We start from the raw sequence: 14,203 nt of genomic DNA, 5'->3' as shown, positions 1-14,203 counted from the left end.
AATCAGGAGATGAAAACAATGGACGCAAAGGTAGACGATGGCATTGAACGTCAAGCGATGATTTTCAATGTTCAGAAATATAGTTTATACGATGGACCTGGTATAAGAACCATTGTATTCATGAAGGGTTGCCCATTGAGATGTAGATGGTGCGCTAATCCTGAAGGTATGAACAGAAAATACGAAGTTATGTACAAAGAAAGTTTATGTAGTGATTGTATGGCCTGTGTTGAAGCCTGTCCTCGCGGAATCCACTACATAGATGAAAATGGTCAACATCGTGTTAGACGTGATATTTCTTGTATTGGTTGTCACAAATGTGAAGAAGTTTGTCCAATGAATGCACTCCATATTACCGGAGCTATTAAAACCATACCTGAATTAATGAAAGTTATTCATGAAGATGATGCCTTCTATCAACAATCAGGCGGCGGCGTAACCTTGAGTGGCGGTGAATGTACTTCTCAACCAGATGCTGCATTAGCTTTATTGAAAGCTTGCAAGGCAGACGGTATCAATACAGCCATTGAAACTTGTGGACACAGTCGCATGAATAAATTGATGGAAATGGCAGATTACATTGATTTGTTCTTATATGACATGAAACACATGGATCCAGTAAGACACAACGAATTAACAGGAATCAGTAATGAAAGAATCTTAGCTAATTTGAAAGAACTTTTCGAACGTGGATATCAAGTTAAAATCAGAATGCCAATGCTTAAAGGTGTTAATGATAGTGAAAAAGAAATTCATCAAATCATTGATTTCCTAATGCCATATCGTGATTACCCTAACTTCCAAGGTATTAATTTACTACCATATCATAAGCTCGGAGTTAACAAGTACGGACAACTAGGAATCGATTATCCAGTCAAAGGTGATCCAAGTTTATCCGATGCTGATTTGGACCGTATCGAAGGTTGGATCAAAGAATACGATTTTCCTGTAAAAGTTATAAGACATTAATACCAAATGAAAGGAGGGAATCATATGACTGAATTCAGTATGAAAACAGAAATAATTAGTGGAAACAATTCGATCAGCGAACTTTCCAATATGCCTATCAAGAACGCCTTGGTTGTCTGTGATCCATTCATGGTCAAGTCCGGCAAGGTTTCAGCAGTTACTGATGCTTTAGATAAATTAGATGTTAAATATGACATCTTCTCTGAAGTAGTTCCTGATCCTTCTATCGATGTAGTTTCAGGCGGGTTATTCAAAGGAATAGCATTGAAACCTGATACGATCATTGCTTTAGGCGGCGGTTCAGCAATGGACACAGCCAAGGTAATCAAGCATCTGATGGACAATATCGACATCAAGTTGATCTGTATACCTAGTACCAGTGGAACTGGTAGTGAAGTTACATCCTTTGCAGTTATCTCAGACCCAAGTGTCAATGGTAAATATGCTTTGGTAGATGAAGATATGATTCCAGATATTGCCATATTAGATCCAAGTTTGACTATGAGTGTTCCTGCAACAATCACAGCCGACACGGGGATGGACGTTATCACCCATGACTTGGAGGCTTATGTATCACTGAATAGCACTAGTTTTACTGATGCTTTAGCTGAAAAATCCATTCGAATCGTTTGGAACGAGTTACCAAAAGTTGTTAAGAATGGTAAAGATGTAGAAGCTAGAAAAGATATTCACGACGCATCTTGTATGGCTGGTATGGCCTTCAGTGGAGCTTCATTAGGAATTTGTCACAGTTTGGCTCATGCCTTAGGTGGTAGATTCCACAAGGCTCACGGAAGATTGAACGCAATGTTGTTGCCATATGTCATTCAATATAATTCAGGAATTGATGGATCAAAAGAGACAGAAGCGTTACATCGTTATGCAGAAATTGCTCGAGTATTGAATATTTCATCATATACAGATAGATCCACTGTTAATTTATTGATCGGCAACTTGAAGAGATTAACTGATCAAGTTTCAATTCCAAAGACAATTTCTCAATTAGGAATTGATGTTGATGAATACAAAAAAGCAGTTCCGGACATGGCTAAAGCAGCACTAAAAGATAGATGTACAGTAACTAATCCTGTTGTTCCTACACAAGAAGACTTAGAAAATATATATCTTAAGTTAGTTAAAGGAAGCTAAAGATATGTTTATTACGGAAAGAGAATTGCAGGGTCTCTACCATAAAGCAGAATTTTCAGAATATCTGATTTCTAAGAACGACAGATTAACACCTGAAGCTAAGAGTTTTTTAACAGGTAAAGGAATAAAAATAATCGAAAAAGATCATTCGAAAGATGTCCATAAGACGTCAATCACAGACAGCCAAGATGTTGCTAATGAACTTTTAAAGTTAGATCTACAGGCTGCCATCGTTGAAGCTTATGAAATAGATGTCAAATTAGGCAACAGTCTTTATGAAACATACGAGTTGCTTGATCAAGAAATGCCACCAAATTTACATATATATTCATGTGACGCAAGTGAAGTACTTAGTAAACCTATAACAAAAGAAACGTTAAGAAACCCTAAGTATAAAGTGATTATTTTACTTAAGAAGTGTTTATCAAGGATATGTGAGATTCAGTTAGATTCAAGAGATCAATTGAATTTAGTAAAGGTTGAGCTGGTAGATCAGATTCGTAAACTAATGGAGGATTAATTATGGGTGAAAGTATGCAGGCTTGTAACGATTTAGTTTCAAAATTTGAAGCCGTTGTTGCCAATCCAGTAATTGATAAAAGTGAAATATATTACACAGGTGTCGATCTAGGAACCGCTTGTGTAGTTCTAGTAGTTATGAATTCTGAATATGAACCAGTTGCAGGTGCATATGAATATTCAGACGTGGTAAAAGATGGAATGATCGTTGATTATTTCGGAGCTATTACTTTAGTGAAAAAGCTGAAAAAGAAATTAGAAGATCTGCTTGATACAGAACTTGTTTATTCTTCCGCAGCCATTCCACCGGACACAGAGTCCCTGGATGGCGGAGCAATCAAAAATGTAATACAGGGTGCAGGATTTGAAATTACATCTATCTTAGATGAGCCAACAGCTGCTAATAATGTTTTGAACATTAAAAATGGCGCCATTGTAGATATCGGTGGTGGAACAACCGGAATTTCCATTTTAAACAATGGCAAGGTTGTCAAAGTATCCGACGAAGCTACTGGGGGGACCCACTTAACTTTAACAATTGCCGGAGCGATGAATACCTCGATTGACGACGCTGAACTGTATAAGAGAAATAAAGATCATCACAAAGAGCTCTTACCAATTTTGAAACCAGTCATCGAAAAGATTTCAACCATCATAACGACACAAGTTGCCGGATATGATGTGAAAGATCTGTACTTAGTAGGTGGAACGGCTTGCTTAGGCGGTATTGAAAAGATTATTGAAAAGAAAACTGGAATAACAACACATAAACCAACGAACCCAATGTTTGTTACCCCGTTAGGAATTGCCAAAAGTTGTACAAATATAATCATAGATTAGGAGGCAGTAGATATGGATTGTAGAATTATCAAGTCACCTAGTGAAGGAACCATGGCGATCTTAAATCGTCGTAAAGGTTCTGGAATTAGGGATCAAATCGAAAATATCGATGCAGTCGGTTTGGTTCAAGGAAGATTGATCGAAATGGTTGTAGCCTCAGATATCGCTGAAAAAGCTGTCGGTGTAACTACAGAAGACATCAGGGGTAGCTGTCCTCAAAATATGATTATGCTTGCCATCTTTGGTGATACTGCCTCCGTCACTTCAGCAATCGAAGAGATCAAGAAAACGTGGGAAACTGAACAATGGTAATAGCTAAATTAATAGATAATGTCTGGGCAACCAGAAAAGCTGATAATATGAACGGCTTAAAATTAATGTTGGCAGAGATCACGGGTGGTAGAAAGAATGGAGAACAAATCGTAGTTTGTGATGTAATTGGTGCCGGTATTGGCGACAGAGTCATCATAGCTAGTGGCACTGCAGCCAGACAGGCGTTAGGGGACAATACCATACCAATAGATTCAGCTGTGATTGGAATCATCGATGATAGCTGTAAACCAGTTTAGTGGGGGTGTTGGCAAATGAAAAAAGCATTATGTGCAAGCACCATTGAAAACGCTTACTCTGATGGTCAAACCAACATTGAGATTGATCAAGATACGATCATCACACCTTTAGCCCAAGACTTAATTGAAGAGTATGGCCTAAACGTCAAAGTTGTTAAATCAGAAGAGAAAAAAGATGCGAGTTCTAAAAATATTTCCGAAGAATTGATCATGTCAATCATTAAAAAGATTTTGAAAGATTCTTTGAATAATCGATATGTTATGAGACTCGATTCTAATGGATTGAAAGTCATTGATGGAAGCAGTATTCATTTTACTGATATTCCTAACTGTACTGATGGTGGTTCTGGTAAATATTGCAGTATATCTTACGGAAATTCTAATAAATCAAAGTTTGGCTTAGCCAGACTGAATCATACTGAACTAACTAAAACCATTGGAAATGACACCTATCTATACATATCCAAAGGAGCATTAGATATCTCCATTGATGAGAATTCGTGTGTATCAAAAGAAGGCGACATCATCTTTATTCCTAAAGATGCCAATGTCACGGTCAAAGCCTTTAAAGATGTCGAACTTGTTTATTCTTTAACTGAATAATTCATAAAAATTAATGGAGGTAATTATGCAAGCATTAGGGTTAATAGAAACCAATGGACTGATCGCCGCTATTGAATCCAGTGATGTCATGTTAAAAACTGCTGAAGTTGACTTGGTATCAAGAGAATTCGTCGGTGGCGGATTAGTAACAGTATCAGTTGTCGGGGATGTCGGAGCTGTAAAAACAGCCGTTGACGCTGGAGCTAGTGCAGTCGAACAATTAGGAGATTTCCTAGTATCCAAACACGTCATTGCCAGACCTGATCCAGAGATCGAACCACTTTTGGACGATCCCAAAACTAAAAAGGTTCCAGAAGAAGTTGCTGAAGAAGTAGTTGAAGCTGAGCCAGTCGTTGAAGGTGTGGAAGAAACACCCGTACCAGAAGCACCATTGGCAGCAGATGAACCAAAGGCAAAACCAATTGGTTTTAAACCAGAGGAATTGGAACCAAAACGAATCGCTGAATTAAGAAAAATAGTAAAAACTAAAACGAACTTGAACATATCAGATGCCGATTTACAAAAGATGAGTAAGAAGCAGATTATTACTGAAATATTGAATTCTGATAAGGAAGGTTAGTAATTATATAGGAGAGCGAACATGGAGAATTTTGATAAAGATTTAAGATCAATTCAAGAAGCCAGAGACCTTGCCAGAGCGGGCCATCAAGCCGCAGTTGATATTTCAACTTTTAGTCAAGAACAAATCGATGCCATTCTAAAGGCAATGAGCATTGCTGGAGAGAAACATGCTGTTGAGTTAGCACAATTAGCAGTTAAAGATACTGGATTTGGTAATGTTGCCGACAAGACTTACAAGAATCATGCCGCAGCAACTCTGTTATACGAACAAATCAAAGACGAAAAAACAGTCGGAATTATCAGTAAGGATACTGAAATGAAGACTATGGATGTTGCAGAACCAGTTGGTTTGGTAATGGGAATCGTGCCATCAACTAACCCAACATCAACCGTTATTTTCAAGTCAATGATTGCTTTGAAAGCTAGAAACGCTATCGTCTTTGCCCCACATCCAGCTGCTGCTACATGTACTTTTAGAGCTGCAGAAATCATGAATGAAGCTGCTAAGTCAGCTGGAGCACCTGACAATATCATTACTTGTGTTTCAAATTCAACAATGGGATCAACTAATGAGTTGATGCATGCTAAAGAAGTTAAGCTAATCATTGCTACAGGTGGCCCAGGAATGGTTAAGGCAGCCTATAGTTCAGGGAAACCTGCTATTGGGGTTGGAGCTGGTAATTCTCCTTCCTATATTGAACGCAGTGCCGATGTAAAAGAAGCCGTTTCACAAATCATCGCAAGTAAATCATTTGATTACGGAACAATTTGTGCATCAGAACAATCAATCATTTGTGAAAAATGCAATGAAGGCGAAGTTGTCAGTGAACTTAAGAAACAAGGCGGCTACTTCATGAACGAAGCTGAAACAGATGCTGTCTGCAAGCTATTGTTCAAGAATGGTGGACATGCCATGGATGCTAAATTCGTTGGTAGATCACCACAAGTTATTTCTAAAGCTGCCGGATTTGAAGTTCCAGCTGATGCCAAGATCTTGATCGGTAGACAAGCTGGCGTTGGTGAAGGAAATCCACTTTCATACGAGAAACTAACTACAGTGTTGGCATTCTATGTCGTAGAAGACTGGCAAGAAGCATGTAAATTGAGTATCGAACTTCTTCAAAACGGAATCGGACATACAATGAACCTTCACACTAACCGTGAAGATATCGTTTTGAAATTTGCTGCTAAACCAGCATCAAGAATCCTTGTAAATACTGGTGGTAGCCAAGGTGGTACAGGTATCAGTACTGGCTTACCAATTTCCTTCACATTAGGTTGTGGAACATGCGGTGGTAGTTCTGTTTCAGAGAATGTTAGTCCTAAACACTTACTTAACATCAAGAAAGTAGCCTTTGGCTTGAAAGATATTACAACTTTGGTTGAAGACGACAAGAGCTTCAATCATCCAGAGCTCAAGGATGTTGTTAAGGAATGTGTCAACAAAACTCAATGTGACAGTAACAGTTCATTAGAACATGTAACAAAAGATATGTCAGATAAAGAACTTAAAGTACTAACTGAACTAGTTAGAAAAACATTATCTGAAATGAATGCGTAGGTGTTAACATGGAAGACTATGAAGAAATATTAGGTAAATTGGTCGAGAAATTATCTGGACCAAACGTCTCCGAAGACGTAATTGCAGAAGTTGCTAAAAAAGCTACAGCAAATACAACAACAGATGAAAAGACAATTCCAGTTGGGGTATCTAACCGTCATATTCATTTATCCCAAACAGATTTGGACAAATTATTTGGCAAAGGTTATCAATTGACTCCTTTAAAGGATCTATCACAACCTAGTCAATACGCTAGCAAGGAAACAGTTATCATCTGTGGTCCTAAAGGTTCAATCAGTAAAGTGAGAATTCTTGGACCAGTAAGAAGCAGGACTCAAGTTGAAGTTCTAAGAGGCGATACCTTTAAATTAGGTATCAAAGCTCCACTTAGAATTTCAGGTGACTTACTTAATTCAGGACAAGTTACCGTTGTTGGTCCTAAGGGATCAGTTGAACTAGAAGAAGGCGTTATTGTAGCGCAACGTCACATCCATATGTTGCCAAGTGATGCCGACAGATTTGGCGTTAAGAATGGCGATATCGTTACTATCGTTATCGAAGGCGACCGTGGTGGAGAACTTAACAATGTGGCCATCAGAGCTAACGATAAGTCTGGCTTAGAGTGTCACATTGATACTGAAGAAGCCAATGCTCTAGGGATGAATTCTAAAACTAGGATTCGTATTAAATAAACGAAAATTTGGAGGAAATTATAATGAAATCTGATGCATTAGGAATGATCGAAACAAAAGGACTAGTAGGTTCAATTGAAGCAGCCGATGCTATGGTAAAGGCAGCTAATGTTACTTTAGTAGGTAAAGAATTTGTAGGTGGCGGAATTGTCACAGTTATGGTTAGAGGCGATGTTGGTGCCGTTAAAGCTGCTACAGATGCTGGTGCCGCAGCAGCACAAAGAATTGGTGAATTGCTATCAGTTCACGTAATTCCTCGTCCACACGCAGAAGTAGAAAACATTCTACCAAAGACAACAACTACAGCTGAATAAGAAATAGTATAGATAGTCAATTTTTTATCAAGTTACAACTCCATATTCACACTCCATATAATAATTAGAGCTGAACTAGCACATTCAACTCTTAAATAAAAAAACCAGCAACTCGGATTAGAGTTACTGGTTTTTGTTTATATATTGCGTTATAAATTAGTTTTTAACAATGGGAATCAGTATTTCAGTGACAAACATGTTGACGTCAGTAGTGGTCCAATAATCAACTACGAATCTTTCATAGACATTAGGTCCGCAGCTATAGCCATTTTCTTTGGCCCAAGATTCCATATCGGCGTATTTCTTATACATTTGAGCGTGGTCACCAATATAATAAGAAGAAATAAACGTTTTACCACCAATATTTTCTAACGGTAGGTTACTGTCATTATTTCTAACAGGTTTTTGCATGATAGTGACACGGTTAGCCAATTCCATGGATTTCTTCTGACAATCATCAAAGGCTAAAATCACCGGACCGGTTATTTCGGCATTATTTTCTTCCAAGTATCTGATCCAGGGGACATTGATGACCGATTCTTTGTAGTCATAATCGAAATCCTGATTTAAAAAGAAATACTGAGCTGGCTGAATGTACTTAATATTGATCGATTCAAATTTGTTATTGGTCACATTCATGCCTTCGTGAATCAACTCCAACCAATCCATCAGTGCCTGGCGAGAGTTTTGAATTCTTTTTTCCTCATCTTCTAAGAATGAAATTTGATTTAAAAAGTTTCTTTCATGAAATAAACAACTGCCATTATCGCCAACGCCATTCATATCCTGCAACTTAAATCCCATCTGTTTATAGTATTTTAGGATTGGCATTAACTGAATAGTAGAATCACTATAATATCGATAACCGTTAGATGGACAAATATAATCCGGTTTGAGAATTCCTAGTTCTTCGTAGAAAATTAAAGTCTTACGGGAAACTTTGCATATTTTTGCTGTTTCGCCTATGGTATGCAAATTTTTTGAATTAACCATATTAGCCTCCATGATAATTACCGTTCATAAGTGTATTATATAACAGTAATGGTGCAAGCGCTTGCATCGTTTCAAGATAAATTATTTTTAGACCGAATATGTAATGAATAGTGACTAATTTAATTTTGAAAAATGATCTTAATTTTTGGCATATAAAAAATATGATATTAGTCTCGATTCCTTGTTCTTCTTTGTTTAGCGTTGCTGTAAAATGATAAATAAAAGATGGTATAGAGTCGATTTCGGTGAGTATGCAAAGCAAAAAGTGATTGCCAATGTTTATAAATAATGTCTTTAAATCACTCAAAAGTGCATTAAATCACGAACTAACGACGCAGAGGAATCATTTTCAAAGTTTATGAACTGATTACTATCGGAATGGGAGAATAAAAATGGCGGAATTGTTAATAAAAGAACTTCATGTTGAAGTTCAAGATGAAGAGAATAAAACAAGTAAGGAAATTCTCAAGGGTGTTAACTTAACGATGAAGACTGGTGAGATCCATGCCATCATGGGACCTAATGGAACGGGTAAATCAACTTTGTCTCAAACCATCATGGGCCAAAAAAATTATCATGTGACTCACGGCGATATTCTGTTAGATGGTCAGAGTATCTTGGATATGCCAGTTGATGAACGTGCTCGTAAAGGCTTATTTTTAGCAATGCAATATCCAGCTGAAATTCAAGGTGTCACAAACGCTGAATTCTTACGTGCCGCAATTAATGCTAGACGACCTGAAAATGACAAGATTTCTGTTATGGATTTCATTAAAGAACTCGATAAAAATCTGGAATTATTAGATATGAGTGAAGCCATGACTGAACGTTATTTGAATGAAGGCTTCTCTGGTGGCGAAAAGAAACGTAATGAAATTTTACAATTGTTGATGATCAAACCTAGTTTTGCTCTATTAGATGAAATCGATTCAGGACTTGATATTGATGCACTTAAAGTTGTTTCCAAAGGTGTCAACTCCATGCGTGGCGATAACTTTGGCGCTTTGATCATTACTCATTATCAAAGATTATTGAATTATATTAAACCGGATGTTGTTCATATTATGATGGACGGAAGAATCGTCAAGACTGGTGACGCTCAACTAGCTCAAAAACTGGAAGATGAGGGTTATGCAGGCTTGCGTGATGAATTAGGACTTGATGTGAATCTGATTGACGACTAAGGGGATATTATGACACTAGAAAAATTTGCGATGACAACAGATGAACCAACGTGGTTCACTCAAAAAAGGCAAACAGCTTTCGATTTAATTGATAAGTTGCCCTTGCCACAAATGCAACGCTTTAATTTTCGTAGTTGGCAATTGACTCCAGCAACTGAGACGATTATTAAGACCGATGTGCCAACAACTTACGACGATTATGTTTTAATGGATATCTTCGATGCGATGACAGCGTATCCAGAAATGATCAAAAAGTATTTTATGAACAAAGTTATAAAATATGACGAAAACAAATTGACAGCTTATCATACAGCTTTCATGAATCAAGGTATTTTCCTATATGTTCCTGAAAATACTGTGGTCCAAAAACCAATCGAGATCGAATTGAAACAAGATTCCAATCAACCATTTGTTTCGCATATTTTGATTGTCGCCGGTGAAAATTCGAAGTTTTCTTTCATTCAAAAGACAACAACTGATGGTGACGTTGAAAGTGTTGCTAACTGCGTGGTTGAAGTAATGGCAATGCCTAACAGCGAAGTGAAATATGCCGCCGTCGACGAATTGGGTGAAAATGTTACTTCTTATTTAAGCCGTCGAGCTTATGTCGACCAAAATGCTTATGTTGATTGGTCGATTGGTTTGATGAATTCCGGTAATACTGTGGCTGATTTTGATACTGATTTGTTTGGCGAAGGCGCCCATTCAGAAATTAAAGTCGTTGATATTACTTCAGGCGACCAACAAGAAGGCGTCAATACAAGAGTAACTAACTATGGAAAGCATTCGATCGGTAACATCAATCAACGTGGGGTTATTATGGATCGTTCCCGTCTGATCTTTAACGGAATTGGCCACATTATCAAAGGTGCTTCCGGTGCCAATGCTGAACAACAAAACCGTGTCATGATGATGTCGAGTGAGGCTCATGGTGATGCTAATCCAATCTTGTTGATTGATGAAAATGATGTTTTAGCCGGACATGCGGCAAGTGTTGGTCAGGTTGATCAGAAACAACTGTACTATTTAATGAGTCGTGGAATTGACCGCCAAACAGCTCAACGAATGGTTATTCGAGGATTCTTAGGTGACGTATTAGTCTCGATTCCTTCCAAAGCTATCCGTGAAGAACTAATTCAAACGATTGAGAGGAAACTAGCCGATGGACAAACAGTTGTTACAAATTCGTGAGGATTTTCCAATTCTCAATCAAAAAGTAAATGATGAACCATTGGTTTATTTAGATAACGCGGCAACAAGTCAAAAGCCTAATCAAGTTATCGATGAAGTAGTCCGTTATTATAAGAATGATAATGCTAATACTCGTCGTGGGGTTCACACTTTGGGCGAGAGGGCTACGGAAGAATTCGAAGCTGCTCGTCAAAAGGTTCAAAAGTTCATTAATGCCAAAGAAAGTCGTGAGATCATTTTCACTAAGGGTGCGACAGATAGTTTGAACTTGATTGCTAGCACTTACGGTGAGGACAATATCGAAGCTGGCGATGAAATTGTTATTTCAATTATGGAACATCACAGCAATTTGATTCCTTGGCAACAATTAGCTAATCGTAAAAAAGCTGTGTTGAAATATATTGGATTAACAGCTGACGGTCAATTAGATATGAACGACGCTAAAAAGCAAATTACTGATAAAACAAAGATTGTGTCTATCGCCCATGCTAGCAACGTTCTTGGTGTTACTAACGATATTAAACAACTGGCTAAAATTGCTCACGCACATAACGCTATTATGGTAGCTGATGGTGCTCAAGCTGTTCCGCATATGCCAGTCGATGTGCAAGATTTGAATGTTGATTTCTATGCTTTTTCTGGACACAAGATGATGGGACCCATGGGAATCGGTGTTTTATACGGGAAGGCTGATTTGTTAAAAGCCATGTCGCCTTATCAATATGGTGGCGAAATGATTGATTTTGTGGAAAAGTATCAGAGTACTTGGACTGATATTCCATGGAAGTTTGAAGCAGGTACCCAAAATGTTTCCGGTGCCGTTGGTTTGGGAAAAGCAATTGATTACTTGAGTGAGATTGGTATGGCAAACGTTGAAAGCTATGAAAAAGAGCTAGTTTCGTATGTTTTACCAAAATTGCTTGAAATTGATGGCATAACTGTTTATGGTCCACACGATGTTGATCTTCACAGTGGCGTAATTTCCTTTAATCTTACAGGTTTACATCCACATGATGTTGCCACAGCTTTAGATATGGACGGCGTAGCGATTCGAGCAGGCCATCATTGTGCCCAACCATTGATGAAATATTTAGGATTAGTAGCCACAGCTCGAGCTAGTTTTTATATTTACAATAATAAGCAGGATGCTGACGAATTGATTCAAGCAATCTGTGACACAAAGGAGTTCTTCAAAGTATGAGTTTAAATGGTTTGAACAGTTTGTATCGTGAAGTTATCTTGGATCATTCTGAACATCCACATCATAAACAAAGTTTGTCCGCTGCGACTAACAAGATTACTTTGAAAAATCCGACTTGTGGCGATGTGATCAATTTAGAAGTAAAAATAGACGATGATAAGATAACCGATATTGGTTTCACAGGCGAAGGTTGTACGATCAGTCAGTCTTCAGCCAGTATGATGACCGATGCGGTATTAAATAAAACAACAACCGAGAGTTTGGAAATGGCACATATTTTTTCAGATATGGTCATGGGTAAAAAACACTCTCAAAGTGATTTAGATAAGTTAGGCGATGCTGCAATTTTATCCAGTATCATGCAGTTTCCCGCTAGAATTAAATGTGCCACATTATGTTGGTGGGCATTGAGAAAGTCGTTAGGAGATGAAGACGATGATTGATTTAAATGATTCAGATTACGAATACGGTTTTCATGATGACATCAAACCAAAGTATTCGACAGGACGTGGCTTAACCGAAGAAACCGTCAGAGAGATCTCAGCTGAAAAAAATGAGCCACAGTGGATGTTGGATTACCGTCTGAAATCCTATGAGGCCTACAAGAAGTTGCCAATGCCAGCATACGGCCCAGATCTTTCGAAACTTGATTTGAAAAATATGCTTTACTATCAAAAAATGACGGATAGAAAGTATCGTGATTGGGAAGATGTTCCCGATAAAATGAAGGAGACCTTTGATCGTTTAGGTGTCCCCGAAGCGGAAAGAAAATATTTAGGCGGTTCATCTGCTCAGTACGAATCTGAAGTGGTTTATCACAACATGCGTGAAGAATTTGCTAAATTAGGAATTATCTTTACGGATACTGATACAGCTTTAAAAGAATATCCTGAATTATTCAAGAAGTGGTTTGGCAAGTTAGTTAAACCAACTGATAATAAATTTGCAGCTTTGAACGGTGCCGTTTGGTCTGGTGGGTCATTTATTTACGTACCAAAGGGTGTTAGAACGGATATTCCAATTCAATCTTACTTCCGTTTGAACTCTGAAAACTCTGGTCAATTCGAAAGAACTTTGATCATTGTCGATGAGGGAGCCAAAGTTGATTATGTTGAAGGCTGTACAGCACCAAATTATTCATCCGACAGTTTACATGCGGCTGTAGTTGAGGTTAACGTCCAAAGAGACGCTTATTGCCGCTACACTACGATTCAAAATTGGTCAGATAATGTTTATAGTTTGGAAACAAAACGTGCCGCTGCCGAAGAGAATGCCACAATGGAGTGGGTCGACGGTAACCTTGGTTCGAAAGTTACAATGAAGTATCCAAGTGTTTACTTAAATGGTGAGAATGCTCGTGGAACGATGCTATCAATTGCGGTCGCAAGTAATGGTATTCATCAAGATTCAGGTGCCAGAATGATTCACAACGCCAAGAATACTTCCAGTTCAATTGTTTCTAAGTCGATTGCCAAAACCGGTGGTTCAGTTGATTATCGTGGAACCGTTCGTTTTGGTAAACACTCTGATGGATCAAAAGCCCACGTTGAATGTGACACAATTATTATGGATGATCAGTCATCATCTGATACAATACCTTATAATGAAATTGATAACGCTAACGTTTCAATGGAACACGAAGCTCGAGTTTCTAAGATTTCAGAAGAGCAACTCTATTACCTAATGAGTCGTGGAATTTCAGAAGAAAAGGCCACAGAAATGATTGTTATGGGATTTGTGGAGCCATTTACTAAAAAACTCCCAATGGAATACGCCGTCGAATTAAACCGTTTGATCAGTTTTGAGATGGAAGGTTCAATTGGTTAAAGGATAAGA

General features: G+C 38.0%; 17 protein-coding genes. 16 read left to right on the top strand and 1 reads right to left on the bottom strand.

Annotation, left to right across the window (positions count from 1 at the left end):
- The first annotated feature begins 18 nt into the window (after positions 1-18).
- From cutD to eutM, 11 genes are read left to right on the top strand one after another with little or no spacing between them, the layout of a single operon-like run.
- A complete protein-coding gene (cutD, locus tag U8526_RS09220; protein ID WP_334341671.1) occupies positions 19-969 on the top strand; it encodes a choline TMA-lyase-activating enzyme in 951 nt (316 codons plus the stop codon).
- Positions 970-993: 24 nt separating this feature from the next.
- Entirely contained in the window at positions 994-2,118 is a 1,125-nt protein-coding gene (locus U8526_RS09215; RefSeq protein WP_334341670.1) for a 1-propanol dehydrogenase PduQ, read from the top strand.
- A 4-nt stretch (positions 2,119-2,122) separates the two neighbouring features.
- Positions 2,123-2,638, top strand: a complete 516-nt coding sequence (locus U8526_RS09210; protein ID WP_334341669.1) for a hypothetical protein — start codon at positions 2,123-2,125, stop codon at positions 2,636-2,638.
- 2 nt (positions 2,639-2,640) lie between these two features.
- The gene (gene eutJ, locus U8526_RS09205) at positions 2,641-3,477 is read left to right on the top strand and encodes an ethanolamine utilization protein EutJ (protein WP_334341668.1); all 837 of its coding nucleotides are present in this window, start codon (positions 2,641-2,643) and stop codon (positions 3,475-3,477) included.
- 12 nt (positions 3,478-3,489) lie between these two features.
- Positions 3,490-3,789 carry a BMC domain-containing protein gene (locus tag U8526_RS09200; protein WP_334341667.1) on the top strand — a complete coding sequence of 100 codons (300 nt, stop codon included), beginning with the start codon at positions 3,490-3,492 and terminating at the stop codon, positions 3,787-3,789.
- Positions 3,783-4,046, top strand: a complete 264-nt coding sequence (locus U8526_RS09195; protein WP_056951051.1) for a EutN/CcmL family microcompartment protein — start codon at positions 3,783-3,785, stop codon at positions 4,044-4,046. The genes U8526_RS09200 and U8526_RS09195 overlap by 7 nt, the downstream gene beginning before the upstream one ends.
- 15 nt (positions 4,047-4,061) lie before the next feature.
- A complete protein-coding gene (locus U8526_RS09190) occupies positions 4,062-4,649 on the top strand; it encodes a hypothetical protein (RefSeq protein WP_334341666.1) in 588 nt (195 codons plus the stop codon).
- A 25-nt stretch (positions 4,650-4,674) separates the two neighbouring features.
- A complete protein-coding gene (locus U8526_RS09185; protein ID WP_334341665.1) occupies positions 4,675-5,229 on the top strand; it encodes a BMC domain-containing protein in 555 nt (184 codons plus the stop codon).
- Between the two features lie 21 nt (positions 5,230-5,250).
- Complete coding sequence (locus U8526_RS09180) at positions 5,251-6,792, top strand: acetaldehyde dehydrogenase (acetylating) (RefSeq protein ID WP_334341664.1); 1,542 nt, start codon at positions 5,251-5,253, stop codon at positions 6,790-6,792.
- A gap of 8 nt (positions 6,793-6,800) precedes the next feature.
- Entirely contained in the window at positions 6,801-7,484 is a 684-nt protein-coding gene (locus U8526_RS09175; RefSeq protein ID WP_334341663.1) for a phosphate propanoyltransferase, read from the top strand.
- A 23-nt stretch (positions 7,485-7,507) separates the two neighbouring features.
- Positions 7,508-7,798 carry an ethanolamine utilization microcompartment protein EutM gene (gene eutM, locus U8526_RS09170; RefSeq protein ID WP_025085283.1) on the top strand — a complete coding sequence of 97 codons (291 nt, stop codon included), beginning with the start codon at positions 7,508-7,510 and terminating at the stop codon, positions 7,796-7,798.
- Between the two features lie 156 nt (positions 7,799-7,954).
- Here the strand turns inward: eutM and U8526_RS09165 are convergent, their stop codons facing one another.
- Positions 7,955-8,791, bottom strand: a complete 837-nt coding sequence (locus U8526_RS09165) for a MerR family transcriptional regulator (protein ID WP_334341662.1) — start codon at positions 8,789-8,791, stop codon at positions 7,955-7,957.
- A 392-nt stretch (positions 8,792-9,183) separates the two neighbouring features.
- On the opposite strand from U8526_RS09165, the gene sufC reads away from it, so the two are divergent.
- The 5 genes from sufC to sufB are packed head-to-tail and all read left to right on the top strand — an operon-like array spanning position 9,184 to position 14,194.
- Positions 9,184-9,975, top strand: a complete 792-nt coding sequence (gene sufC, locus U8526_RS09160; protein ID WP_334341661.1) for a Fe-S cluster assembly ATPase SufC — start codon at positions 9,184-9,186, stop codon at positions 9,973-9,975.
- Between the two features lie 9 nt (positions 9,976-9,984).
- Entirely contained in the window at positions 9,985-11,166 is a 1,182-nt protein-coding gene (gene sufD, locus U8526_RS09155) for a Fe-S cluster assembly protein SufD (RefSeq protein ID WP_334341660.1), read from the top strand.
- Positions 11,138-12,367, top strand: a complete 1,230-nt coding sequence (locus U8526_RS09150; RefSeq protein ID WP_334341659.1) for an aminotransferase class V-fold PLP-dependent enzyme — start codon at positions 11,138-11,140, stop codon at positions 12,365-12,367. The genes sufD and U8526_RS09150 overlap by 29 nt, the downstream gene beginning before the upstream one ends.
- A complete protein-coding gene (sufU, locus tag U8526_RS09145; RefSeq protein WP_334341658.1) occupies positions 12,364-12,810 on the top strand; it encodes a Fe-S cluster assembly sulfur transfer protein SufU in 447 nt (148 codons plus the stop codon). The genes U8526_RS09150 and sufU overlap by 4 nt, the downstream gene beginning before the upstream one ends.
- Entirely contained in the window at positions 12,803-14,194 is a 1,392-nt protein-coding gene (gene sufB / locus U8526_RS09140) for a Fe-S cluster assembly protein SufB (protein ID WP_442886227.1), read from the top strand. Before sufU ends, sufB begins: the two co-directional genes overlap by 8 nt.
- Positions 14,195-14,203 lie beyond the last annotated feature (9 nt).

The organism is Companilactobacillus sp. HBUAS56275 (assembly GCF_036913655.1).
Taxonomy (GTDB): domain Bacteria; phylum Bacillota; class Bacilli; order Lactobacillales; family Lactobacillaceae; genus Companilactobacillus; species Companilactobacillus pullicola.
Note: the sequence above shows the minus strand (reverse complement) of the source record. Positions and strands in the feature narration are given on the sequence as shown.